At 40.3% G+C, this 23,011-nt stretch carries 24 protein-coding genes and 1 pseudogene; 15 read left to right on the plus strand and 10 right to left on the minus strand.

The window, feature by feature from the left end:
* Positions 1–18: 18 nt before the first annotated feature.
* The 6 genes and pseudogenes from guaD to OXT66_RS07545 form a co-directional block, all read left to right on the plus strand.
* Complete coding sequence (gene guaD / locus OXT66_RS07520; protein WP_268596755.1) at positions 19–1,371, plus strand: guanine deaminase; 1,353 nt, start codon at positions 19–21, stop codon at positions 1,369–1,371.
* Positions 1,372–2,718: a uracil-xanthine permease family protein gene (locus OXT66_RS07525; protein ID WP_268596756.1), complete on the plus strand. Its 1,347-nt coding sequence runs from the start codon at positions 1,372–1,374 to the stop codon at positions 2,716–2,718.
* Positions 2,719–2,870: 152 nt separating this feature from the next.
* Positions 2,871–3,932 carry an ABC transporter permease gene (locus OXT66_RS07530; protein ID WP_268596757.1) on the plus strand — a complete coding sequence of 354 codons (1,062 nt, stop codon included), beginning with the start codon at positions 2,871–2,873 and terminating at the stop codon, positions 3,930–3,932.
* Positions 3,932–4,594, plus strand: coding sequence for an ABC transporter ATP-binding protein (locus OXT66_RS07535; protein ID WP_268596758.1), 663 nt, complete (start codon positions 3,932–3,934; stop codon positions 4,592–4,594). Before OXT66_RS07530 ends, OXT66_RS07535 begins: the two co-directional genes overlap by 1 nt.
* A gap of 187 nt (positions 4,595–4,781) precedes the next feature.
* Positions 4,782–5,201, plus strand: coding sequence for a hypothetical protein (locus tag OXT66_RS07540; RefSeq protein ID WP_268596759.1), 420 nt, complete (start codon positions 4,782–4,784; stop codon positions 5,199–5,201).
* A gap of 149 nt (positions 5,202–5,350) precedes the next feature.
* Positions 5,351–5,455, plus strand: a pseudogene (locus tag OXT66_RS07545) (ribonuclease G); the annotation flags it as partial.
* Between the two features lie 238 nt (positions 5,456–5,693).
* Here OXT66_RS07545 and OXT66_RS07550 read toward each other — a convergent pair.
* Together OXT66_RS07550 and OXT66_RS07555 are read right to left on the minus strand one after the other, a co-directional pair.
* Positions 5,694–6,044 carry a hypothetical protein gene (locus tag OXT66_RS07550; RefSeq protein WP_268596808.1) on the minus strand — a complete coding sequence of 117 codons (351 nt, stop codon included), beginning with the start codon at positions 6,042–6,044 and terminating at the stop codon, positions 5,694–5,696.
* A 136-nt stretch (positions 6,045–6,180) separates the two neighbouring features.
* Complete coding sequence (locus OXT66_RS07555) at positions 6,181–6,594, minus strand: MarR family winged helix-turn-helix transcriptional regulator (protein WP_268596760.1); 414 nt, start codon at positions 6,592–6,594, stop codon at positions 6,181–6,183.
* Positions 6,595–6,675: 81 nt separating this feature from the next.
* Here OXT66_RS07555 and OXT66_RS07560 point away from each other — a divergent pair, with 81 nt between their 5' ends.
* The 3 genes from OXT66_RS07560 (at position 6,676) to OXT66_RS07570 (ending at position 9,255) form a co-directional block, all read left to right on the plus strand.
* Positions 6,676–7,122 (plus strand): GNAT family N-acetyltransferase, encoded by a 447-nt coding sequence (locus OXT66_RS07560; RefSeq protein ID WP_268596761.1) that lies wholly within the window; start codon positions 6,676–6,678, stop codon positions 7,120–7,122.
* Positions 7,123–7,250: 128 nt separating this feature from the next.
* Positions 7,251–8,588, plus strand: a complete 1,338-nt coding sequence (locus OXT66_RS07565; protein ID WP_268596762.1) for a TrkH family potassium uptake protein — start codon at positions 7,251–7,253, stop codon at positions 8,586–8,588.
* Positions 8,581–9,255 (plus strand): potassium channel family protein, encoded by a 675-nt coding sequence (locus OXT66_RS07570; protein ID WP_268596763.1) that lies wholly within the window; start codon positions 8,581–8,583, stop codon positions 9,253–9,255. The genes OXT66_RS07565 and OXT66_RS07570 overlap by 8 nt, the downstream gene beginning before the upstream one ends.
* Positions 9,256–9,399: 144 nt before the next feature.
* Here the strand turns inward: OXT66_RS07570 and OXT66_RS07575 are convergent, their stop codons facing one another.
* Complete coding sequence (locus OXT66_RS07575) at positions 9,400–9,669, minus strand: hypothetical protein (protein ID WP_268596764.1); 270 nt, start codon at positions 9,667–9,669, stop codon at positions 9,400–9,402.
* 206 nt (positions 9,670–9,875) lie between these two features.
* Here OXT66_RS07575 and OXT66_RS07580 point away from each other — a divergent pair, with 206 nt between their 5' ends.
* Positions 9,876–10,586 (plus strand): TIM44-like domain-containing protein, encoded by a 711-nt coding sequence (locus tag OXT66_RS07580; protein ID WP_268596765.1) that lies wholly within the window; start codon positions 9,876–9,878, stop codon positions 10,584–10,586.
* 30 nt (positions 10,587–10,616) lie between these two features.
* Here OXT66_RS07580 and OXT66_RS07585 read toward each other — a convergent pair whose 3' ends face one another.
* From OXT66_RS07585 to OXT66_RS07600, 4 genes are all read right to left on the minus strand, one after another.
* Positions 10,617–10,931 carry a winged helix-turn-helix transcriptional regulator gene (locus tag OXT66_RS07585; RefSeq protein ID WP_268596766.1) on the minus strand — a complete coding sequence of 105 codons (315 nt, stop codon included), beginning with the start codon at positions 10,929–10,931 and terminating at the stop codon, positions 10,617–10,619.
* 74 nt (positions 10,932–11,005) lie between these two features.
* Entirely contained in the window at positions 11,006–12,208 is a 1,203-nt protein-coding gene (locus OXT66_RS07590; RefSeq protein WP_268596767.1) for a chloride channel protein, read from the minus strand.
* A gap of 134 nt (positions 12,209–12,342) precedes the next feature.
* Positions 12,343–13,206, minus strand: coding sequence for an aldo/keto reductase (locus tag OXT66_RS07595; protein WP_268596768.1), 864 nt, complete (start codon positions 13,204–13,206; stop codon positions 12,343–12,345).
* Positions 13,207–13,273: 67 nt separating this feature from the next.
* Positions 13,274–13,552, minus strand: a complete 279-nt coding sequence (locus OXT66_RS07600) for a hypothetical protein (protein ID WP_268596769.1) — start codon at positions 13,550–13,552, stop codon at positions 13,274–13,276.
* 189 nt (positions 13,553–13,741) lie between these two features.
* Here OXT66_RS07600 and OXT66_RS07605 point away from each other — a divergent pair, with 189 nt between their 5' ends.
* Positions 13,742–14,500, plus strand: coding sequence for an ABC transporter ATP-binding protein (locus tag OXT66_RS07605; RefSeq protein WP_268596770.1), 759 nt, complete (start codon positions 13,742–13,744; stop codon positions 14,498–14,500).
* Between the two features lie 14 nt (positions 14,501–14,514).
* Positions 14,515–16,308, plus strand: a complete 1,794-nt coding sequence (locus OXT66_RS07610; protein ID WP_268596771.1) for an FtsX-like permease family protein — start codon at positions 14,515–14,517, stop codon at positions 16,306–16,308.
* Positions 16,309–16,437: 129 nt separating this feature from the next.
* Here the strand turns inward: OXT66_RS07610 and OXT66_RS07615 are convergent, their stop codons facing one another.
* Positions 16,438–16,650, minus strand: a complete 213-nt coding sequence (locus tag OXT66_RS07615; protein WP_268596772.1) for a hypothetical protein — start codon at positions 16,648–16,650, stop codon at positions 16,438–16,440.
* A gap of 70 nt (positions 16,651–16,720) precedes the next feature.
* On the minus strand, positions 16,721–17,785 hold the full coding sequence (locus tag OXT66_RS07620; RefSeq protein WP_268596773.1) for a YdcF family protein: 1,065 nt from the start codon (positions 17,783–17,785) through the stop codon (positions 16,721–16,723).
* Between the two features lie 402 nt (positions 17,786–18,187).
* On the opposite strand from OXT66_RS07620, the gene OXT66_RS07625 reads away from it, so the two are divergent.
* The 3 genes from OXT66_RS07625 to OXT66_RS07635 all read left to right on the plus strand — a co-directional run bounded on the left by OXT66_RS07625 (position 18,188) and on the right by OXT66_RS07635 (position 21,811).
* Positions 18,188–20,116 (plus strand): hypothetical protein, encoded by a 1,929-nt coding sequence (locus OXT66_RS07625; RefSeq protein WP_268596774.1) that lies wholly within the window; start codon positions 18,188–18,190, stop codon positions 20,114–20,116.
* Positions 20,117–20,137: 21 nt separating this feature from the next.
* Positions 20,138–20,740 (plus strand): WxL domain-containing protein, encoded by a 603-nt coding sequence (locus OXT66_RS07630; RefSeq protein ID WP_268596775.1) that lies wholly within the window; start codon positions 20,138–20,140, stop codon positions 20,738–20,740.
* A 69-nt stretch (positions 20,741–20,809) separates the two neighbouring features.
* The gene (locus OXT66_RS07635) at positions 20,810–21,811 is read left to right on the plus strand and encodes a DUF916 domain-containing protein (protein WP_268596776.1); all 1,002 of its coding nucleotides are present in this window, start codon (positions 20,810–20,812) and stop codon (positions 21,809–21,811) included.
* Positions 21,812–21,910: 99 nt separating this feature from the next.
* Here OXT66_RS07635 and OXT66_RS07640 read toward each other — a convergent pair whose 3' ends face one another.
* On the minus strand, positions 21,911–22,903 hold the full coding sequence (locus tag OXT66_RS07640) for a TDT family transporter (protein WP_268596777.1): 993 nt from the start codon (positions 22,901–22,903) through the stop codon (positions 21,911–21,913).
* Positions 22,904–23,011: the final 108 nt, after the last annotated feature.

The following is a 23,011-nucleotide window of genomic DNA, read 5'->3' on the forward strand; positions in this document are numbered from 1 at the left end:
TCGAAGGGAGCAACCAGAATGTACTCACAGGTGATTGCAGGGACGTATTTTACTTCAAAGGACGACCAGACAGTTCAAGTTGGTGAAAACACACTGATTTGTATTGATGAACAGGGGCAGATTGTTCGGATTATTTCTGATCGGGAACCAGAATTTCATAGTGTCCGCCAAACCGCAGCAGATCAAAATAACTTACTGCAGCTAGCTGCTAACGAACGGTTACTACCAGGATTTGTAGACTTACATATTCATGCTCCTCAATGGGCACAAGCTGGATTGGCGTTAGATCGATCACTGAACGATTGGCTAAATACTTACACTTTTCCACTGGAGGCTAAGTTTGCTGATGATCAGTTTGCGTTAACCGTCTATTCTAGTTTAGTACAAACGTTATTGGCGAACGGTACCACCACGGCGTTGATGTTTGGAACCATCTATAATTCCAGCAATTTAATTTTGGCTCAGCAAGCAGCTAAATTTGGGTTGCGGGCGTTAATTGGCAAAGTAGCGATGGATGATCCTACGCAAACTCCTGAATATTACCGGGACGAATCAGCAACTGAGGCTCTTAAAGCCACGCGAGAATTTATTGAATCAATGTTGAAATTGCAACAGCAAACTAGAACTACTCTGATGCCGGTTATTACACCCCGGTTCATTCCTAGTTGTACGAATGAACTATTGCAGGGCTTGGGTGAGTTGGCTAAGCAGTATGATTTGCCGATTCAATCTCACTGTAGTGAAAGCGATTGGGAAGATCAGTACGTGCAAGAACGTTTTGGTCAACGAGATGCGGAAGTGTTTGATCATTTTGGCTTGTTGACTGACCAAGCGGTGATGGCTCACGGGACTCAACTAACCGATGGTGATCTATCCCTGTTTCGCCAACGCCAAGCTGCAGTTGCCCATTGTCCCATTTCTAACGTGTACTTCGGTAATGCGGTGTTTCCCACTCGAAAAGCTTTGCAAGCTGGTAACCAAATTGGGTTGGGCAGTGACATCTCTGGTGGCTTTTCACCTAGCTTATACCGCAATATGCAACAGGCAGTGATGTCATCACAACTCCTAACGGACGGAGTTAATAATGAAATGGATTCGACTAAACGAGGAGTACCTGATTCGCGAATTTCGATGAAAACTGCATTTTATCTGGCGACTAAGGGGGGCGCTCAGGCGCTGAATTTACCAGTAGGGGCGATTGAAGTTGGCAAGCAGGCGGATTTTCAAGTAGTCAAGTTGACACCCGCGTTAACTGCTGAAAGCATTGATGATGAATTTGAACGGCTTCTCTACCAAGCCGAACGTAACTCTATTAGTTGGGTAATGGTGGGTGGCGAAATGGTATATCAAAATCAGGAGGGACACAGATAAATGAAGGATAATCACGGAATTTTAATCGGACCAGATGATAAGATCAGTAATTCCCAAGCAGGGTTGCTCGGATTACAGCACGTGTTGGCAATGGATGTTTACGTGCCACCCATCGTTTTGGCCGGAGCGGTAGCGATGGGAAGCGGTGCTACTTCAGGACTACTGCAGTCTACCTTCTTAGCGGCGGGAATCGGGACGATTTTACAAACCTGGTTCTTCATGAAAATGCCAGTATCGCAAGGCCCTTCGTTTGTGCCCCTGGGGGCTGCTGCCGGAATTATCTTGGGGGCCGGTAGTCTTAACGGGGGAATGGCTAACTTGATTGGAGCTTCCCTGATCGGGGCCTTAATTTTGATATTACTGGGGATCACCGGAATCTTTCATAAAATCATTTCTACCTTGGTGCCGGCTTTAGTAGGGGGAACCATCATCACCTGTGTGGGGTTGTCACTAATCCCAACGGCCTTGAATTCTAATATTTTTCAGGCTAGTGGAAACGTTAATCAAAACATCTTATTGGCAGTGGTAACGGCAGCTACATTGTTGGTAGCAGTGATGATAAGTATGAGATTTCCCAAATTACAACGAATTTTCAAGACTAGTTCCATTATTTTAGCTCTACTGGTGGGTTCTAGCTTAGCAGCCACCATGGGTCGTTTTGACTGGCAAGCAGTGGCTAAAGCACCGTGGTTTAGCTTACCTACCCAAACGGTCTTTCACTACGGAATTCATTTTTCGGTACCGGCCATTTTAACCTTTGTTTTGATTTACGCCATCTTAACTACGGAAACTACGGGAACTTGGTTTGCGATGGGCGCGGTGATCAATCGTGACATTAGCCAAAAACAATGGAACCAAGGAATCATCGGTGAAGGGGTCAGTTGTTTAATCGCAGCACTAGTCGGGACCACTCCGGTAACCGGTTATTCAACTAATGCCGGAGTTATTTCCATTACGGGAATTGCTAGTAAACGTGTCTTTATTGGCGCTGGGGTTTGGTTTATCTTGCTTGGCTTTTGTAGTAAGATTTCGGCCTTTCTTGCCGCGATTCCGGCAGCCGTAATTGGCGGGGTATTTGCTATTATTTGTGTCATTATTATGCTAAACGGCTTAAACGTCATTCGTAGCTTAGACACTAGCGAAGGTGATATTTACGTCATTGGCATTCCAATTATTTTGACGTTAGCGTTAGTATTACTTCCAGCTAAAGTGCTTGCAGAAACACCCCAGACGGTTCAATATCTATTGGGTTCGCCAATTGCGGTGGCAGCTATTGCAGCTATTTTATTAAACTTACTAATGCCTAAACAGACTGGCGTTGATGAGTTAGCAGAAGAAAAAATTTAAGTGCTAAACTATAAAGCCCTTACGAGTTGAATCTAATTCGGAGGGCTTTTTTATTTTATTTAAATGGGGGCATGAAGGTTAACAACTTTAGTAACCGATTTCAATGGTGTACAATTGTGGCAACCTCATTTTGAATCAGAAAGGATATTGCTATGTATTTAGCGACACACGAATTAAAAGCTAACAAGGGACGTTACGGGCTAGTGATTTTAATGTTATTTTTGATCGCCTACTTGATTTACTTTCTAACTGGGTTGGCTTACGGACTTGCTTCGAATAACCGGTTGGCGGTCGACCAATGGGATGCCAATCGAATTAGTATCAGCAAATTCGCCGATGGTAATTTAGCGGCTTCCACCTTGTCAGGAGTCAACTTAAAACAGTTGAATGCCAATCAAGCACCAGTCGGGGAAATGAATGCGGTGGCTACCTTAAACGGTGGTGATGGAAACATTGATGCTACTATTTTTGGGATTAACTTTCAGAGCTTCATTAAACCGAAATTGGTGAAGGGCCACCAAGTACGCAGTGACAAGCAGGTGGTAGTGGATGAACAGCTTAATGACGGTAAAGTTAAGCTAGGTGATCACCTTAAAATTAATGGTAGTCAGCAACAATACCAGGTGGTCGGGCTCACGCAGGATAACCTGTATGGGACGCTGCCAGTGGTGTTTACTACGTTACCCACCTATAACCAACTCAAATATACTAATGTTCATGCAGGTAATATCAGTGGAATTGTATATAAAAACCAAGCGGACGTGAAGCGAGTCATTAACGCTAAAGTGATTACTCCTAAAACCTTGATTAATAATATTCCGGGCTATAGTGCCCAAAATTCAACGTTTAGTTTAATGATCGGTGCGTTATTTATCATTGTGCTATTTATCGTAGGAATCTTTATGTATATTTTGACGGTTCAAAAAATTAGCGTTTACGGAATTATGCGGGCTCAAGGAATTAGTAGCAGAATTTTAGTGAATAGTATCGTGGCCCAAGCTTTGATCTTGGGAATTGTCGGGATTGGACTAGGCTTGATTGCTAATCAATTAACCGTGCTGATTTTACCAGCGGCGATGCCATACGCTAATAACGGTTTGTTAGTGGGTGGCTTTTCCGTGGGCTTATTAGCCATGGTGATTTTGGGATCCATCTTTTCAATTCGGCAAATTCTTAAAATTGATCCGATTAGTGCGATTGGGGGGACGGAATAATGGCAGTATTAGAATTAAAGCAAGTTAGCAAAACTTTCGGGAGTGGTGAGACGGCGACTACTGCAGTAGCACCGTTGGACCTAACTATTAACGCTGGTGAGTTTGTTATTTTAACTGGACCTTCTGGCTCCGGAAAAACTACTTTGCTTACCATGATGGGAGGCTTGCTGACCCCCACCAGTGGACAAGTATTGTTAAACGGTCAGGATCTAAGCCAGATGACGGAAAAGCAACGGGGCCAGGTTAGGTTTAATCAGTACGGCTTTATTTTACAGGCATCGAATTTAATTCCATTTTTGACGGTTGAGGAGCAATTTGAGTTGGTCGATCGAATTAGCAAGCAAGATCATAATGGCTATGCTGAGCAATTATTGACTGAGCTGGGAGTGGCTGCGGAACGAAGCAGTTTGCCGGCCAAATTATCTGGTGGGCAACGGCAACGAGTGGCGATTGCTCGCGCATTATACAATCAACCAGCGGTGATCTTCGCAGACGAACCCACGGCGGCATTGGATTCCAAGCGGGCCTTTCAAGTGGTGAAAACGTTGAAAACCCAAGCCAAAGAGCACAATGTAGCGGTGATTATGATTACCCACGACGATGACTTGCTAGCGGAGGCGGACCGGGTGTACACGATGATCGACGGGAAGCTGAAGGATTAATATAAGAAAAATAAAATTGTGGAAATTTACTAAGATGTATTACAATGTACGCTTGCTAGTATAGGTTCTCGTATTTTTTAAATTAAGTATTATATTATTTTGTTTGATATGTAGTTAGTCCAAACTCTGACGACTCTAAAAGCTGGTAATTAACTTAGTTGAGGGGCTAAGATTTGGAGGATTTATCATGAAGTTTAAGCATTACGTATTAGCGGGATTAACCGCTCTATCATTTGGAATGGTTGTATGCACATCCCCAGTAAGTGCTAAAACCTTACCAAAATCATACCTAGGCGTTTGGATTTCTAAACCAGTTTATACTTATGGAACTAAACATATCAATAAGAACATGGCAATTCCTAAAATGAAAATGTCGGTAACTAGTAAAACTGTCAAATACCGCTTTTATGGATATTTACCCCAAGCACCCGGAGTTCATTATAATAAGTCTATCCATACCTTAAAATTAAAAAAAGCTCAAAAAGATTTTTATACTTTGAGTGGGAAAAGACCATTCGGAAAATTTAACTATTTAGCAAAAGTAGGTAAACATTTACATTATGCTTATCAAAATGGCGGTGAGATTATATTTACTAAAATGAAATAGAAGTATAAATCCTAATATGTAATTACCTTAATATTAATGTTTAAGCAACTCATCCCGCTCTGGTGATTCGTAGTAGTTCGATTCTACTGGCGGGAATTACGACCAACGAAACTGATCGTCGTTAAAAGCTGAAATTGGGAGTAAATATTATTCAAGAAAACGGGAAAGAAACACCAGCAGAAATTGAGGGCTGGAACTGGGGAGTTTTTGTATTTAATTGGATTTGGGGAATTGGAAATAAGTCATATTTACCATATAAAAAGCCATTAACCTCTGAAAGGATGGCCTAACACCATGACCACTAAAATATCTGGGATTCATGAACGCAGTATCTCCGGAAATTGCCCGCATTGTGGGCGTCAGATGACGATTCATTACGGGTTAAATCGGTGTCCGCACTGCCGTTACATTTTTAAATCGAATTTTAAAGTAAAATAACCAAAGAATGGCAAAAAACTCCCGGCAATCATTACGACTGCGGGGAGTTTTAAGTTAAGGCTGTAGTTTGGTAATTTGTTCGATAATTGCCAAGAAGTTATCTTTGGCCCGTTGATAATCAGTTAGCTTATCAGCAAATTGATTATTAAATCCCTCTAACCCGCCGGTTGCATAAGCATCTTCGTATTGGTAGACAGATTCGTAAGCTGCGGCAAATGAAGCTAATAAGGCGTGATTTTGTTCGCTAGTTAATTGTAAAGCCACCTCAATTACCCGAAAGTCAGTGTAGGCTAGTTCAAAATGAATGGGAAAAGCACGGGTGAAGGAGCGTTGTTGCTGAATATATTTGAAGTGTTCTTCCGTTGTGGTTTTTAAATTATTGATAGAACCTTTAACATCAAGCATTGCCATAATTAATTCCCCCTAATCAAGATTACCATCATTATAGTGCAATGCCGATAAAATGAAAGCAATTCGCTGACAAGATTACATTTTAAAAGAATAGTTGCATTTGCAACCGTTGGTGTTATAATAAAAATCGTTATAACGATGCGCTGATTTTTTGCAATAAAGTAGCCAACTGGATTCTATCAGTTGGGGTTAGTGGCCTGAGAGCTTGTTTAATAATTCCTTGTTCCACCTGATAGAGTTGGTTATAAACTTCTCGACCAGAATCGGTGGGATAGAGTAGTTTGTATTTTTTATTTGTGGGATTAGGGACTTTCACCAAGTAACCGTGACGTTCTAACTTTTGTAGGGCTCGACTTAGGGTAGTTTTGTCTACCTTGATTAAGTTGGTAAGCTCTACTTGGGTAATACCTTCGTTTTCAACAATTCGCATTAGGTACTGGAATAGATTGTTATCTAACCCATAAGGCTTTACCTGTTGGTTAGCACTAGTAGTAGCTTTGCGAGAGATAGCACCGAGAGTTCTAAAAAGCTGGGTATCGTCCATGTAAAAAACCTTCGTTTCTGTTTGATAGTTGCATATACAACTCTAGTATAACTTATTTTACTCGAAAAGGGGAACTTAATCATGTGGTCACAAAAAAAGTTTTTAGAATTAACTAGTTCTGATTTTTACGATATTATCAAATTACGGACCGATATTTTTGTAGTGGAACAAAAGCGCATCTACCACGAAGTCGATGAGGAAGATAAGAAAGCTGTTCATCTGTATTATCGTGATGACGTGACCGGTCAACTTTGGGCCTACGCAAGAATTTTTCGTGAAGATGATGGGCAATTAACCTTTGGGCGGGTAGTTACAGCACCAGCAGCGCGGGGCAAAGGTCTCGGCAATCAGTTACTAGACCATATTTTGGCCTATTGCCAAGCTAAATGCCCTGGAGAAACTATTAAAATTGAAGCACAACAACAGGTAGTTGGTTTTTATGAAAAACATGGCTTTGTAGCCCAGGGCGAACCATTTATTTTTAATAATACGCCACACGTGTTGATGACGTACACCAAAAAGGGTTAACTGTTAGTAGTTAACTCTTTTAGTTTGTAATTATCCACTTGTGGATTGACAATTTAAATTCCTACGACTTTATTCCCCAATCCGCATCAGGGTTTGTTAAACTTAAACTAACGGGAGGTAGTTAATCCATGTTTAAAAAATTTACCCAACACCGACTGTCGTTGGTGCAGGGACTAACATTAGGGTTTCTCGGTTTCATTATTTTAGGAACTGGATTGTTGATGCTACCCGTTGCGGCGCACGAATCTACTAGTCTGATTCATGCGTTGTTCACGGCTACCTCGGCAACTTGTGTGACTGGCTTGACGGTGGTGAACACCGCGGCCCACTGGACCATTTTTGGCAAACTAGTGATTTTAGCTTTGATTGAAATTGGTGGACTAGGTTTTATGACTTTCGTAGTATTACTGTTCATGTCTACCAGGCGTCATTTGGATCTGTCTACTCAGCTGATGGCGCAAGAGTCACTAAATCTGGTGAGCTTATCCCAGATCGCATTAATTCGCTGGATCGTTTCGTTTTCTTTTGGGGTCCAAATGGTAGGAGCGGTGTTGCTATCATTTGATTTCATTCCACGATACGGACTAGGTAAGGGAATGTGGTATAGCTTTTTTCACGCGATTTCAGCTTTTTGTAACGCGGGATTTGATCTATTTGGGAATAGTTTAGAAAATTTCGCTACTGATCCCTATGTTTTGATTGTAATTATGCTGTTGATTATTAGCGGCTCGTTTGGTTTCTTAGTTTTGGCTGATTTATTAGCCTACCGCAAACAACACCATTTAACGTTACATACTAAATTGGCGCTGACCACATCTGGGATTTTGCTGGGACTCAGTGTCGTGGTGTATTTATTTACAGAACAAAATGCTCAGCAACTGGCTCAGTTAACGCCGGTGCAACGATTCGTTAACACTTTATTTTTGGCGGTCACTCCTAGAACGGCTGGCTTTGATACCATACCGTTCGCGCATTTATCCATGGCCGGCATTGTTTTCACCATGGTATTGATGTTTATCGGTGGAACGCCTGGGTCAACTGCCGGGGGAATCAAAACCACCACAGCAGGGGTATTGATTATTCAAGGAATGGCTACTTTACGTGGCAAACGGGATGCAACATTTGCCCACCGCCGCTTTACCCGCCAAAATGTTGCACACGCCATGACAATGTTTTTTATCGCATTGGCTTTGGTAGTGGTGGCGGTTATGATTATGGCTGCTACTGAAACGGTGCCCCAAAATGTGGGTCTCGAGTATATTTTATTTGAAGTATTAACGGCATTTGGAACGACTGGAGCGACATTGGGATTGACTCCGGACTTAACCGTTTGGGGACAGCTAGTAATCATATTTATGATGTTTATCGGCCGAGTCGGTATCTACACCGTTATGTATGCAGTTTTAAATTCCAACCATCCTGACGATGGTTATCGTTATCCAGAGGAGAGTGTGTTAATTGGCTAAGCAAGCAGCGAAAAATTATGCGGTCATCGGCTTGGGGCTATTTGGTGGCAGTATTTGTAAAACCCTAGTTAAACGGGGGCAAGAAGTGTTAGCAATTGATAGTAATGAAACGGTGATTGATGATTATGCGCCGTTGGTTACGCAAGCTGTAATTGCGGATGCTACTGATGAAGCGGCAATGAAAAATTTGGCGTTAGGTCAATTTGATCACGTCTTTATTTGCATCGGGCAAAATATGCAGGCCAGCATCATGGCTACTTTGATTATGAAGGAATTAGGTGCGAAAAACGTAATCTGCAAGGCAGAATCACCATTGCACGCGCGAGTGTTGAAAAAGGTCGGTGCTGATCAAGTGATTCAACCAGAAGTTGATATGGGGCGGCGAGTAGCAGAACGAATTTTGGAACCTAACATTTTGCATTATTTGATGTTAAATAAGGATGTGTCTTTGTCTGACGTCCGGGTAGAAAACAAACAGTTAGTGGGGCAAACGTTAAGACAGTTGGCATTAAATGATCGTTATCAGGTAACGGTAATTGCCATTAGTCACCAAGATCAGGTTCACGTTTCTCCCAGTCCAGACACTGAATTAATGTTGGATGATCGGCTGACCGTGGTAGGGAAAGCCACGGCTGTGGATAAATTTAATCAGATTGCGAGTTCATAAAAAAGAGCCGGAAATTTAATTTCCGACTCTTTTTGTTTTTGTAGGTTACCCAAGGGGATTGGTTATCTTAATAAAGGTCATGCCCAAGAGCATTTGTTATCTTAATAAAGGTCATGCCCAAGGGCATTTGTTATCTTAAAATCATCATAGGTCATTTTCTTCGACATCCTTGAGGATTTTACGTTCAGGATGGGGAGCGTCGTCACGGAAAAATTCAGCCTGAGGGGATTCCTGGGCCTTGTTAGCGGTTGAGCGTGCTTGAATGCGATTGCGGACGAAAAAGAAGACACCGACAACCGCAGCTACAACTACTGCCGCTAAGATTAACCGCCAAGCTAAAACCAAACTAAGAACGATTAGTACGGTTGAAATAATAAAGCGTAACGGATTGTGACTAAACAGGTTAAGGGTCAATTAAAGTTCCTCCATAATTCTTTTATTTGAGAAATGATTCTACCAGTTTCCACCCGAAAAGCAAGCTTTTAAAGTGACTTTAAACTTATTTAATTAATAGCACTTATTATCCGGTTACGAACTAGTTAAATTTGAATAAAATGCAGTCATTTTAAAATAATTATGGGATAATATTCTAATTGAAATTAAAAACGGAGTTAAAGCACATGAAAAAATGGTTAACAATTATCGGCTGTCTGGTGATATTGCTAGGGATGCCCGCTGTGCCTGCATTCGCGCGAGCTGGCGGATCTACCGGTGGAGGTGGCAGCGCTGGCGGTGGTGGAAGTGCCGGGGGCGGCGGGAGCACCTATGTTGGTGGTGGAACTGGTAGTTACGGTGGCGGTTATTATGGCGGCCGTGGCTATGGTCGCGGTGCTGGCTGGGTTTTGCTGGCTCCGTTGGGCTTTCTCGGCATTTTAGTGGGACGCAACCGTTATAAGCAACGTCAATTTGAACGTAATCAACCTCATGGTGTAGGCCCAATTGATCCGCAGTTGGCTGCCCAATTCGAGGAATTATTTTATGCGGTGGAAGCTGCTTGGTCCCAAAACGATCAAGAGCAGTTAGCAAAATTAATGACCCCGGAATACTACGCTAAACAAAAACGAATTATGTCTAATTGGCAAAAAGAAGGCAAAATTAACCGGTTAGAAAATGTAGCTATCGTTGATTTACAACAGGAATTCAGTGATCCCCATGCTACTCACGTAGTGGTGGTTGCACAGGCCAAGGACTATTTTGAATATCCGAACCAATCTGAACAGTATAACCAGTTAAAGCGAGATGAAGCGTTAATTCAACGTTTTACCGAGGTGTGGGAGCTCACAACCAAATCAACTGGCCAACTAATAGTGGCAAATATTCGCCAATCATAAGAAACCCACCAATCAAATGATTGGTGGGTTTTAGTTTACTTCGGTAGCCAAATGATTTAGAGCTTGGCGACCTAGTATTTCAATGTGGACTAATATTCGTTGAATTTGCTGACCATTGGCAGTTAGACGATATTCATAATCGGTATTACTAGTCACTAAGTTAAGCTCTTCTAATTGTTCTAGCGTAAGCAAAAAATTAAAGGTAGAAATTCCTCGAATTGCAGTTCGTAACTCCATAAAGGGGATGAATTCTGAAGTTAATTGTTTCAAAATCAAGGCGTTCCACTTATCAGCGATGATTTCTAAACCAACGTGAGTACTGAAATTAATATCGTGTACAGCCATAAGCTACCTCCCGAAAATTTAAGTACCTTTAACCTAGCACTGTTGCTTACTAAATACAAGTGCTAAACCGTTAATTAGGCGGCAGATTCAGAACGGGGCAGTAGTTTGTGCACTCCAGCACTGGCTAAGCTACTGATTACCACTAACGGGAATAAGGATAGTGGTAGGACTAAGATTAATAATCCACAGACCAACAAAGGTTTTTGCATAATATTAGTTAAAATTACCGCGCAAGAGACCGTCGCAACCGCAACTACTGGAAGTCCAAAAGCCACTCCGACGGCTAAACCTAGACAAATCGATCCAAAAATATTAGGAAAAATATCTCCGCCTCGCCAACCCACAGCATTATAAAAAATTGCTAGTAACATTTTGCCCACTCCTAAGATGATTAAAAAACCTACGGACATTTGGGAGTAGGTTTGCAGCAAGGTAGTGATGCTTTCTTCACCTGAAAATAACAAATAAGAAGACCACATTCCAGTAAGTCCCAGGATTAGACCGCCCAATAAAGCTAGCCAAATTGGTTTTTGCATTTTACTCAAGGCCTCAATCGGTTTGATGGCTTGAAAATACACCCAACTGTAGGCCTCAGCTAGAATAAAAGCTAATAAACCAGCCCATAGCCAACTCCAAGACCAGTTAAAGTGTTGAAAACGGAGATGGAAAAAAGGAGTACTGACAAATTTTTGTAGCGTTGAAAATACTAACCAAGCACTAAGGATAGTGGCAATATTGACAGCGTAATGGGCGGCAGACTTAGTTTTAGCTGGTTCATGATCAATCTGTTCTGATAGGCCAAAAAAGGGGTTAGTGAAGACGAGAGCCATCACTGCCCCGATTCCGTTGGTGGTTAAAAATTCTGAGTTAGAATCGGCATATTGAAGTCGATCATTAATCCAAACCACAAAGCAAGCTACGATCGCTACTAAGGCCGCTTCTGGTCCGACCCCCGCTCCAAAAATTAAGATCACTATGGCGTTTACAAAATTACGCCAGGTTTTGCCCCGATAAAATTGAGGTTGCTTAGCCATTTTTAGGGTTTCTTGCATGTGATAAGGATAAGGCCCGACGTATTTTTGAAGAAGGCCAACAATCAAGCCCCCGGTTAAACCAATGATAAGCGGCCAAACTAATGGTTGGCCTAATTCTTCAGGTAAAAATTCCCAAAGCAGCCAAGTACCCCAGTGAATAAGACTAGTAAACAGGACAACGATTAATGCCGCAACTACTCCTAATAAAATACCATAGCTCAATTCCTTAATAAACTTGTGCATGCTGATCCGCCCCTTTCAGACTCTACTTACATATAGCGTACGCAAGACTTTGGCAAACGTCAATTCACTGGATTACGGGCAAAATAAAAAACCAAACCGGCAAATAGAATGTTTACCAATTTGGTTTGGAAAAATTATTGTTCGTTACCGGTGTACCAATCAAAGGTGGTTAACCAGTAACTAGTTCTTAAGTGTTGATCTAAGGTCTTTAGTTGACACAAATCATCGGAATCTAACTCAAAGTCGAATACGTCGGCGTTAGCTTGAATGTATTCCGGGTGAACTGATTTGGGAATCGTAACGTAACCGTTTTGAAGATCCCATCTAATTAAAACTTGAGCAGGTGACTTGTGGTGCTTTAAGGCGATGTCGCCAATGATTGGATTTTGCATCAAGTTACCACCGGTACCGCCAAGTGGGGACCAGGCTTCAGCCTGAATCCCTTGACCATCCAAATATTGTTTCAATTCTGGTTGCTGTAAGAGGGGATGGTATTCGATTTGGTTGACCATCGGTTTAATTTCACTTTGGGCAATTAAGGATTTCATGGTAGCTTCGGTAAAATTGCAAACCCCAATTGCTCTAACTTTGCCGTCGTTATATAGTTTTTCAAATGCGCGCCAGGTTTCGGCCCACTTGCCAGCGACTGGCCAGTGAATCAAGTAGAGATCCAGATAATCTAGTTGTAGCCGGTCCAAGCTAGCTTGGAAGTTTTCTAAGGTAGATTCATAACCCTGGTCCGCATTAGCTAGTTTGGTGGTGATGAATAAATCTTCTCGGTTTTTGCCGGTAGCAGCTAGCCCGGCTTTAATCCCTTCACCAACTTCGGCTTCGTTGCCGTAAGCTTTGGCGGTATCAATTAATAGGTAACCAGTTTCAATGGCGGTTTTAACCGCATTAATCGTGTCTTCGGGGGCGGCTTGCCAGACGCCTAACCCAAGTCTGGGCATTTTGACGCCGTTAGACAATGTGACTGTGTCTTCAATATTATTAAGCATGTGCAATACCTCACTTTCTCTACTATTAGCCTAATGCTAATGGCGAGACTTGTATAGTATTTTTAGTTTAGTTTTTCTTATATTGTTCAAAGTATACATTATGGCTTCGCGGAAATTCCCGAGTCAAACTTTTTTTAAATTGGTGCTTCGCTGCATCCACACTTAAGTTTGAATAGGTATTGGATTGAAAGCCAACTTCGACGATGGTAACCGTGCCATCCGTATTACCGGTCAATTCTAAAGATCGGTCCTTTTTAAAGGTCAGTAATTTTAGGTGGTAGCCGGTGGCATTTTTCCAGAATAATTTTAAATGCTTGTTTAAGGCATTTTTAGCGATTAATTTCATTAAAGGGAACCTCCCAAATAGGTTACTTTATTGTAGTTCAAAATGCTCGTTAGTTTAAACTAAATAACGTAAACTATTACTAATTAATATTTTATTTTGCTTAAAATTGTTGACTTTTAAAAATAATTCTCATATAGTTAGCTACACAAGTAATTAACCAACTGACAAACTAGGATCGAGGAGTTTACTATGACAAAACAACCAATTATTAAAGTAACTGATCTGCACAAAACTTATGGTAGTAAAGGTGAAAAACAATATGAAGCTTTAAAGGGAATTAATTTTACAATGCAACCCGGTGACTTTGTGGGCATTATGGGGGCCTCTGGTTCTGGGAAGACCACGTTGCTTAATATGTTGGCTACGTTAGACCAACCCACTAGTGGAACGGTTGAAATCAATGGTCAAGACGTAACCCGCCTTAAGGGGGATCAAATTTCTGATTTTCGGGCTAACCAAATTGGGTTTATCTTCCAAGACTTTAACCTGCTAGAAACATTAACGGCCTTTGAAAACATTGCATTACCCTTATCACTACAAGGAGTTAGCCGTAGTAAAATTAATGCTGCCGTTCAAAAAATTGCCGAAACTTTATCAATTACGGAATTGTTAAGTAAGTATCCGTCTGAATTATCTGGAGGGCAAAAGCAACGGGTAGCTGCAGCTCGCGGAATTATTGCTAATCCAGCGTTATTATTCGGGGATGAACCTACCGGGGCGCTGGATTCCAACAGTGCGCGCGAACTATTAGAATTACTAACCGAAATTAACCAGGAACAACATATTTCCGTCTTACTAGTGACCCACGATCCGTTTTCTGCTAGTTACTGCAACCGGATTTTGTTTATCAAAGACGGGGTAATTGGTAAGGAAATTAACCGGGATGGTCGTGATCGGACTGAATTTTACCAAGATATTTTGGAACAATTAGGTACGTTTGAACAATAAGAAAGGAGGATACTATGTTAATTAAACTTACGATGGCTAACATTAAAAGCCACATTCGAGACTATATTGTCTTGTTAACTGGGTTAGTAATGTCGGCAGCTATTTTTTATATGTTTGCTAATTTAGCCACCAATCAAACCTTGATTAAGGCTAATATTAACTTTAAGTTTGCTTCTATTACGTTCGTCTTTGGCTTGATTTTACTAGCAATAATTACCTTAGTTTACGTTATGTACGCGAACAGATTCTTACTAAATATGCGCCAACATGACTATGGTTTGTTTATGATGTTAGGGGCCAAGAAAAGCCGAGTTAGTCGGTTACTAGTGGTAGAAACTTTGTTAGTAGGAACAATTGCTACGGTTATTGGTATTATTTTAGGAATTGTGGTTACCGGGGGACTTTCCGGTTGGTTATTTAATCGATTGGGATTAACCATGCACCACTTTAATCCGTTTTATCCTAAAGCGGTGGTAGTGACCCTGATTTTATTTATCGGTTTATTCATTGTGGCAGCGTTGATGAACTTGGGCCAAATGATTAAAACACCAGTCTTGAAGTTATTGAAACAAGCTGACACCGTTGACCGCGTTAATTTCAAACCAGTGCGGTTAGTATTGCAAACAATTTTGGGAATCGGCTTACTCGCAATTGGTTATTGGGCAATGGCTAACGTTGCTACGTTAGTCTTGGCTTCTATTCCCATTGCCTTAGTAACCATTACTATTGGTAGTTACCTAGTTTTTCACGCAGTGATGTTGTTGTTATTGACCCTAATTAAACGCACTAATTGGGCGATTAAAGGACTCAATGGTTTCACTCTTTCCCAAATTATGTTCCGGGTGCATGACTATACTAAAATTTTAACCGTTACTTCATTGCTGTTTGCAATGGCTTTAGGAGCAATTACCGTCGGAACGGGGTTCAGAAGAGATATTCCGCTGATTGCTAAAAATTCGTCAGCTTATACTATGGCAATTAATAATCCGGATCAAAACCAAAAACGACAAATTAAGCAATTAACGGACGCTCAAACGGTGACTTACCAACAAAAAGTTACTAAGAAGTATGTTTATTATTTACAGTCTGAATTTACTAAGCAGCCATTTAAGACGGTGATTCCGGGAAAAGATCCGCACACCGCCGCAAAATACAAAGATACAACTACTAAGCAATTAACTAATAATCAACAATATGAATTTGGTTTCTTAGCGGGAACCAGAACCCCATTAAACGCTAAATTTGTTTCTGCTAGTCAATTTGCTCAGTTAAAAGCTAAACCCCAACGGGTAACCATGGTAACGGTTAAGGATATTCCAACTAACTACCATAAACTAGTTAAACTGGCAGATTATCAAACTAAAAAATATCCGTTAGCCACTGGAGAAGTTGGCTTTGGAGCCTTTACAACTTATCAGTTGGCTATTGGCATGTTTGGTGGCTTAGAATTTGTGGGCTACTTCTTGGGAATTGCTTTCTTAGCAATGTTAGCTAGCTGTTTGATGTTTAAAATTTTGTCTGGGGCCACTCAGGATCAAATTCGTTACCAAATGTTGGCCAAGATTGGGGCGCGACAAAAATTACTCAAACAAAGTATTAACCGAGAAATTTTAGTGCTCTTCACACTACCAGCTATTTTAGGGGTGGTGGATGTCCTCTTTGGTCTTCAGCTATTTAAGGTGGTAATGACGGATCCTTACTACCAAATCGGTTGGATCATTTTAATATTTGTCCTAATCTATCTGGTTTATTATTTACTCACGGTATGGTTATACCGGTTGTTGGTTCTCCCCAGTAAGAAGAAATAGTTAAGCTAGATAAGTTTAACGGCTCCATTCTAGTAATAAATAGCACCAAATAAAAACTGGAATCTTGATATTGACGTCAAGATTCCAGTTTTTATTTATAAAGTTTAGAGTCGTAGCTTAACGATTAAGCTACTTAACTTCTACGTAGTATTTGCCGTTAGCCTCTTTAATTTCAAAATGCTTATTAGGAGCAACTTCTTTGGCAATTCCCAGTGCGGTTTCTGCTTCTTCGTGGGTTTCAAAGCGCCGATCACCGATCACTTTAGCGGAGTCAATTTGACCTGAGGTTTCCTTTTTAACGGCGTTAATAAATTGGTTTCGATCTTCACTGCTCATATCCATAATAAAATTTCCCCTTATTTTTTACAACATTAGTATAGCGCTTAATGGACTAAAAGCAGTGGAATTTGACTTAGCGGGTACTAAAATAAGCTGCTGAAAATGCGGAAAGAAGGGCAAGGATGAAGAAAAAGATGTGCCATTTTTTGTATTTTAAAAAGATGGCTACGTATTCTCGAATGAGGGCGGCAGGAATGAAGAAGAGGGAAGTTTTGGCCCCGATACCATCAGCGTTAAGGCCAACTTGACGGGCCATTCTAGCAGCCCGGTAGGTGTGGTAATTGTTGCTAACAAAGATGGTATTGTGAGTTCCTGGACGTTGCTCAATGATTTCTTTGGAGTTACGCATATTTTCGTAAGTATTAGCGGACTTAGTTTCAGCGATCCCCTGTTCCGCAGGTAAGCCCTGTTGTAAAGCGTATTGTAACATGGCTTGACCTTCTGAAGTAGTTTCGCCAGGCCCCTGACCACCGGAAAAAATCAAAATGGCTTTTTTCCCCGTTTGGGCTAATTGTTGCTGATAAAAGGCCAAGCCCCGATTAATCCGGGCTGCTAACAAAGGAGTAACTTGATCCCCGTTCATTAAGCCGGCCCCTAAAACGATGATGTAATCTTGATCTGGTTTAGGTCGGTTAAATTGGTACAGTAGCGAAACGGTAAGGAAATTGTAGGCCCAAACAAATATATAGAAGAAAAGTGAATCCCCTAGATTGGTGAAAAAGACGTTAATGACTTTGGGCAAAAACGGTTGAAGCAACCGAATGACAATGGGTTCTAATAAGAGGACAATCCCAATAATCAGAGTCAAAGTATTAGCTAGAGTATGACTTTCTCTGTGCCACATTATGATACCGTTCCAAATAAAGAAAAAGGCTTGGAGCATAAAAGTAAGAATGATAATCACTATAATGGCTAAAGCTATGTACATGGCAGTATTAATTAGAATTGCGTTTTGGGTACCAATAATACTAAAGCCTAAGCAGATTAAAAATGAAAAGAAGAAGAGATTAAACCAAACACCGTCAACTAGCTTGACTTTGTTGTGCCGGTACCGTAATGCAAAAATAGCAAAGCAGGCAACCGGGATTATCCACAACCAGTAAATGGCTGGTGAAATAGAATATACGTCGTTGTGCATGAGACTACTCCTAACTAGATTATTTATATGTTTAATGTACCATAAATTTTCTAGGGATAATATTATTAGGAATTATTAGTGAGAATAATATGTAAATTTTATGATGTATTAGTATAAGTATAGTGACTTGTTTATGCTGGGCTTGAATACAATTTCAATCTACCTAAATTAACGGCGTTTATAAAAGTTAATAGGCTGATTCAATAATAAGAAAAAAGTAATCAATGCGATCCGTTATATAATAGAAATTAATATCAATTTGTGATAAACCGCTAAACGAAAGTAAGTATGAATAGATAATTATTGTTAATAGGGTTACTTATAATAAATAGGGGGGAGTTGTCATCAAGCAATTTGATGGTACTCCTTTTTGTTGTCTAAAAAAGTTGAGGCGGTTAACAATTGAAGCAAATTTTAAAAAAGATGTTGAATGTGGGAATGGCTATACTGTTTAGTTTAGTATTTACGACCGTTACAAGTTATGCAACCAGTGCAGGCAAAACGATTGATTACATGGCTACCCACGGTTATGCGTTAGGGGTGGCATCTAACTTTAACGTGTTTGCAACGGATGCTAGCACCCCAGCTACGGGTAATGACTATGCCTATATACAAAATGTTAGCCTATCTAATGCACGACTAGCAGCCGGGAGTTTCTTAGCGGAAAGTCCTAACAAAACAATTGGTTGGAATCAGCCCAATGAAAACTTAGATTCTCATATGTTAGTAGTTGGTAATCGAAGTAATAGTTCCCAAACTGATGGCATTATTATGGAAACAGATCAAACAAAGGGCGTTTTTGCAGCGGAAGATACTAATACTAAGCCGCTTCGTAATCAGAATAATGAACTAGTTCAGGTAGATACCCTATCTGACGTTAAGGATTTCACTGACAATGGGGTGGCTTCTTTTTCAGATGCACAGAAACAAATCAATGATGTTAGTCAATTTTATACCTCTGATGCTAGGTTAAATAAAGCATTTGCTAATCAATTTTTGAAAAAAGTAAATTTAACCGATGATCAAGCAGCAGATTTAAAGGCTGGTAAGGAAATCGTGGTTCACGATTCTGGCAGCCAACAGCACCAATTTTTAATAGTCAATGTTCCTGGATTAACTAAAGATGATATTAAAGCAGATACAGACGTTTTAAATATTAAGTTGAAATATGTAACTAAGTTAACAAGCAGTAAAAAGCCGATTGTTATTTTAAATTTCCCTAACTTAAGTGGCAATATGGAACTGCATAGTGGTGCAACTTATGTAGACGTTACTTATGGAACCGTTAATGATCAGAAACCAATTCCAAGCAAGGCAAACTTACTATTAAATTTCCCCAAATTAAATGCTTTAGATTTAAATGATGCTTTTGTTGGAACAGTACTTGCCCCTAAAGCAACCATTCAGGTGAATCAATTTAATGAAAAGTTAAATGCCCTGATAGCCCAGCGGATAAGGATTACCACCGATGTTAAAACAAATGGTGCTGACGGGGTCTTTAACCCCCCTGATTTTCAAAACAACGGCGAGAATCAAGATGTAACTGCAACGGCTCAGCATATTTACGCAGATGGTAGTCCCACTACTAGTACGTCGTTTGATAGAGATGCCCAAATGCCAGAACTTTATAACTTTGATGATCAGATTGAATATGGAATTCGGTGGAGTAATCATCCCGATGAACAACTATACCGGTCTAATGACGGTAAAACTTGGCAGGCTACTGGTATTAATTCTGATAGTGATGGTAACGGTAGTTATTCATCTGAAAAAGAAAAACCAGCTCAAAATTTAAAATTAACGCAAAGCCAAACAGCCGATCAGGCTACTTTAACGGCAGCCAACACTAAAAAAGTTTATTTTGCTTTGGCAGCTAGTGATCCTAATAAGGATGCAGATGCCATTGATTGGCAAAGTAGCATTTTATTGAATATGAAACCATTTACGCTTAGTGTGCCACAAAAAATTATTTTTGAAAGTGCCAACGTGAATAACGGGGTGGTTACTCCATCAGTGACACCACAAGTTATCGTAGATAATTCATTGGGGGCTGACTTCAGATTAACATTAGGAGTGGATGCCACTAGTGCTAATAATTTACCTAGTTCAGCTGCTAAAAATGTCTTTTTAGGGGCTAACCAATTTACGTACAAGCAAAATGATTTGAACAGTGCATTTCAGACTTTGATTCCTAGTGCTGATAATGCTGATTTAACAACAACTACTAATTATGATTTAACGGGCCTTGAATTAAAGGTACCGGCGGAATTAAAAGCCACGCCAGCAACTATCGGCTTGAAATGGAACGTGGATTGGGGCACGCCAACCTAGTTAAAGATGTAAGGTGAGAGAATGAAAAAGAGAATTACCACGATTGTATTACTAATAATAGGAAGTTTATTTATTCCAATGATGACGGTGAAGGCTGCAGATGGTAGCTTAAACACTCAAGCGGTCTTTCAAGTTAATGGTAAGCTGCTGAGTTTATCTAAAACTCCAAGCTTTCACTTTGGCGAAGTTAACTTATCCGAAGTCGCAAAGGGTAATGATCGAATTCAATTACAATCTGGCAAAGATAACCAATTGCAAGTTACTAATTATGACCCTGACGTTGCTCAATGGTCGGTTGATGTTCAAGCCACTGATTTTAAAGACGACAAGGGCAAAGTATTAAGTGGGGCCCAGTTATCATTAACGCCAGATCAAGCGACTAATGATGAAAATCAAACTGATATACAGTCGATGAATGTGGTTGATATTATTGGTAGTAGCGCCACTATTTTACTAGGCCAAGCGTTAGGGACAACTTCAGTCTCATTTGATCAGTCTAAAAATGCTGTTTTGGACTTAAGTAATGTGGATACTAATGCTATTGATGAGGATGACACTTATACGTCAACCGTTCAATGGACTTTATCCAGTCAGGCTAAGGCACCAGCTGCTAGCACATATTAATATTTTAAGTAGTGGGAACCTCACACCGTTAAGGTTGAAGTTCCCATTTTTGTATCTGTAGGAGGAAAAATGACTAAAATAATGTCTCGGTGGTTGGTAATATTAGCGGTGGTTATCGGAACTGCTTTGGTGCTACCCGTAATGGCACAGTCTGATGCCGGCTTTACTATTAAGGCCCAACCATCAGCTAATACAATTAACCGGAAACAAGATTGCTTTAATTTGCGGGTCAAACCCAATCAACAACAAACGTTGACGGTGCTGATTACCAATACGGATAATAAAATCCACCGCATCAAAACCACTCCGGTGTCTTCATACACTAGTGATAATGGTTCATTGGCTTACAAGCCCAGGGTTAATAGCAGTCAAACTAACAGTGATGTGCAGTTTACCGATTTAGTAGCGGGTAATGGTCAGACGGTGGAGGTACCAGCAGGTCAGACCAGAAAAGTTCAATTTAAGTTAGCAATTCCTAATAAAAAAATTACGGGGATGGTGTTGGGGGGCTTTCAGTCTGAAGCCGTAGATAATCAAAGTGAAACGACAACCCAAAAAGGAATTAGAATTAACAACCGGTATAGCTTGTTATTAGGAGCTACCGTTCAAGAGCAATCTAGATTGCCGGTTCCGCAGTTAAAGTTGTTGACCGTAAAATCACAAGTAGATCAGGGGATTCCAGAACTGGTAAGTCGATTTGCTAGTCCGGTTCCTATATTGTTTGGTGAATTAAAGATTAATGCTAAGATTATGCGGGTTGGCAGTAATAAAATAATTCAACAAGTACAAAGTGAAAATATGACTGTGGCCCCAGCGACCAATTTTAACTATCGGTTTCGTTTGAATCAACGGATAGTGACTAAAGGCAAATACATGTTGGTGGTAAATGCAACTTCGGGAGCCACTCGGTGGCAGTTTCACCAGCAGTTTAGGATTTCTAAGCAACAAGTTGAACAGTTGAAAAAAGGTACAAATAAATCTTCCTATTTAAAAATGATAACTATTATAGTTATAATTATGATTACTTTTGTCGGAGTAGCATACTTCTTGTTGTGCAATCATATATATTGACTAGATGAATAATAATAAAATATTGTTTTATAGATGGAGCTTACGAGGCTCAAATTATTTAAAAAACAGGTAATCCGCGCCCGGATTACCTGTTTTTGTTTAATAATTATTCACTTCTTTATGGTGTACGTTATTAGTTTGTACATGTTCTGTAATCGTAATTCTGAGAAAACGAGCATATTGTAACAATACAAACAAGATAACTACTACGGAGAAGCCTTGTTCAATGTACGCCAACCAAGTTCCCGCAATTGTAAAACTAGTTTGAGGAAGGCGAGTCATTAGCAAGAATAATCCGGTAGAAGAAATCACCATTGGAAAAGTGAACGCTGCAAAACTAGGGAAGAAGTGCAGGAGAGAATGCCGAGACGAAACATAAATTCTTAGCATAGTCAAAATGGTAGTGAAGTAAAGTAGTTGAGCCAAGATTCCTAGTGCTGAAGCAAAAATTACGTTAAATTGAACGAATGAAAATAGGTAACCAGTCAAGCAAAGAGATGCTGGAGCAGCGGTAATGGTGATAAGTGGCAAAGCTCCTTCAGGCATTTCTTTGTACTTGTATAGGCGCCATAAAACGATTGGCAACAAAATAACGTAAAAAGCGAGTGCTACGTACAAAAGAATGCGACCTAACAATGGAATAAATTGGCTAGCAGTAACTGGCACCACTCCAATTCCTACAAAAGTTACAAACCAGCTAGGATAAACGTGTTCGATCCCAACCTCAGGTTTGATTAAGTGGAGGTAAATAAAAGTTCCAGTGATTCCTAAGTGGATGGCAATTGCTACACACCATAAGATTAAACCAAAGGTATGAAAACCCCAGCGTCCCAAGAAAGTAGCAATTACCATCAAGGCCATGGTAAAGGTGGGCATAGTAGCTGCCGACATTGGGTTAGTTAGTTCTTTCCAAACAGAACTACCGGCTAACGTTAATTTTAAGATAACGAGAACCATTAAAATCATGGCGATGACGCCCCAGATGTTACCAATAGAAGCTAGATTTTCGTTTACAAACAAGTTACCTAGTGAGGCGATCCCCAAGATTAAACCACAAATGGCCATGGGAACTTTTTTTAAGATTTCCAACATAGATAGTAAGCTCCTTTTTTCAAGTGTTTTTCTTTACGGTTTTTATTTTAGGAAGATTACTATAATAAGTCAAAACAATCATTTTTATTGTTATAATAAAAATAGTTA

It is taken from the genome of Lentilactobacillus senioris (genome assembly GCF_026798195.1).
GTDB lineage: Bacteria > Bacillota > Bacilli > Lactobacillales > Lactobacillaceae > Lentilactobacillus > Lentilactobacillus senioris_A.

What these genes read in the sequence shown, in the direction of transcription:
- OXT66_RS07640 (WP_268596777.1), bottom strand. Translation starts at nt 22,903, where the DNA reads ATGTTGGAAATCTTAAAAAAAGTTCCCATGGCCATTTGTGGTTTAATC.
- OXT66_RS07580 (WP_268596765.1), top strand. Translation starts at nt 9,876, where the DNA reads ATGAAAAAATGGTTAACAATTATCGGCTGTCTGGTGATATTGCTAGGG.
- OXT66_RS07525 (WP_268596756.1), top strand. Translation starts at nt 1,372, where the DNA reads ATGAAGGATAATCACGGAATTTTAATCGGACCAGATGATAAGATCAGT.
- OXT66_RS07590 (WP_268596767.1), bottom strand. Translation starts at nt 12,208, where the DNA reads ATGCACAAGTTTATTAAGGAATTGAGCTATGGTATTTTATTAGGAGTA.
- guaD (WP_268596755.1), top strand. Translation starts at nt 19, where the DNA reads ATGTACTCACAGGTGATTGCAGGGACGTATTTTACTTCAAAGGACGAC.
- OXT66_RS07615 (WP_268596772.1), bottom strand. Translation starts at nt 16,650, where the DNA reads ATGGATATGAGCAGTGAAGATCGAAACCAATTTATTAACGCCGTTAAA.
- OXT66_RS07620 (WP_268596773.1), bottom strand. Translation starts at nt 17,785, where the DNA reads ATGCACAACGACGTATATTCTATTTCACCAGCCATTTACTGGTTGTGG.
- OXT66_RS07595 (WP_268596768.1), bottom strand. Translation starts at nt 13,206, where the DNA reads ATGCTTAATAATATTGAAGACACAGTCACATTGTCTAACGGCGTCAAA.
- OXT66_RS07540 (WP_268596759.1), top strand. Translation starts at nt 4,782, where the DNA reads ATGAAGTTTAAGCATTACGTATTAGCGGGATTAACCGCTCTATCATTT.
- OXT66_RS07535 (WP_268596758.1), top strand. Translation starts at nt 3,932, where the DNA reads ATGGCAGTATTAGAATTAAAGCAAGTTAGCAAAACTTTCGGGAGTGGT.
- OXT66_RS07530 (WP_268596757.1), top strand. Translation starts at nt 2,871, where the DNA reads ATGTATTTAGCGACACACGAATTAAAAGCTAACAAGGGACGTTACGGG.
- OXT66_RS07635 (WP_268596776.1), top strand. Translation starts at nt 20,810, where the DNA reads ATGACTAAAATAATGTCTCGGTGGTTGGTAATATTAGCGGTGGTTATC.
- OXT66_RS07610 (WP_268596771.1), top strand. Translation starts at nt 14,515, where the DNA reads ATGTTAATTAAACTTACGATGGCTAACATTAAAAGCCACATTCGAGAC.
- OXT66_RS07560 (WP_268596761.1), top strand. Translation starts at nt 6,676, where the DNA reads ATGTGGTCACAAAAAAAGTTTTTAGAATTAACTAGTTCTGATTTTTAC.
- OXT66_RS07605 (WP_268596770.1), top strand. Translation starts at nt 13,742, where the DNA reads ATGACAAAACAACCAATTATTAAAGTAACTGATCTGCACAAAACTTAT.
- OXT66_RS07555 (WP_268596760.1), bottom strand. Translation starts at nt 6,594, where the DNA reads ATGGACGATACCCAGCTTTTTAGAACTCTCGGTGCTATCTCTCGCAAA.
- OXT66_RS07600 (WP_268596769.1), bottom strand. Translation starts at nt 13,552, where the DNA reads ATGAAATTAATCGCTAAAAATGCCTTAAACAAGCATTTAAAATTATTC.
- OXT66_RS07585 (WP_268596766.1), bottom strand. Translation starts at nt 10,931, where the DNA reads ATGGCTGTACACGATATTAATTTCAGTACTCACGTTGGTTTAGAAATC.
- OXT66_RS07550 (WP_268596808.1), bottom strand. Translation starts at nt 6,044, where the DNA reads ATGCTTGATGTTAAAGGTTCTATCAATAATTTAAAAACCACAACGGAA.
- OXT66_RS07630 (WP_268596775.1), top strand. Translation starts at nt 20,138, where the DNA reads ATGAAAAAGAGAATTACCACGATTGTATTACTAATAATAGGAAGTTTA.
- OXT66_RS07565 (WP_268596762.1), top strand. Translation starts at nt 7,251, where the DNA reads ATGTTTAAAAAATTTACCCAACACCGACTGTCGTTGGTGCAGGGACTA.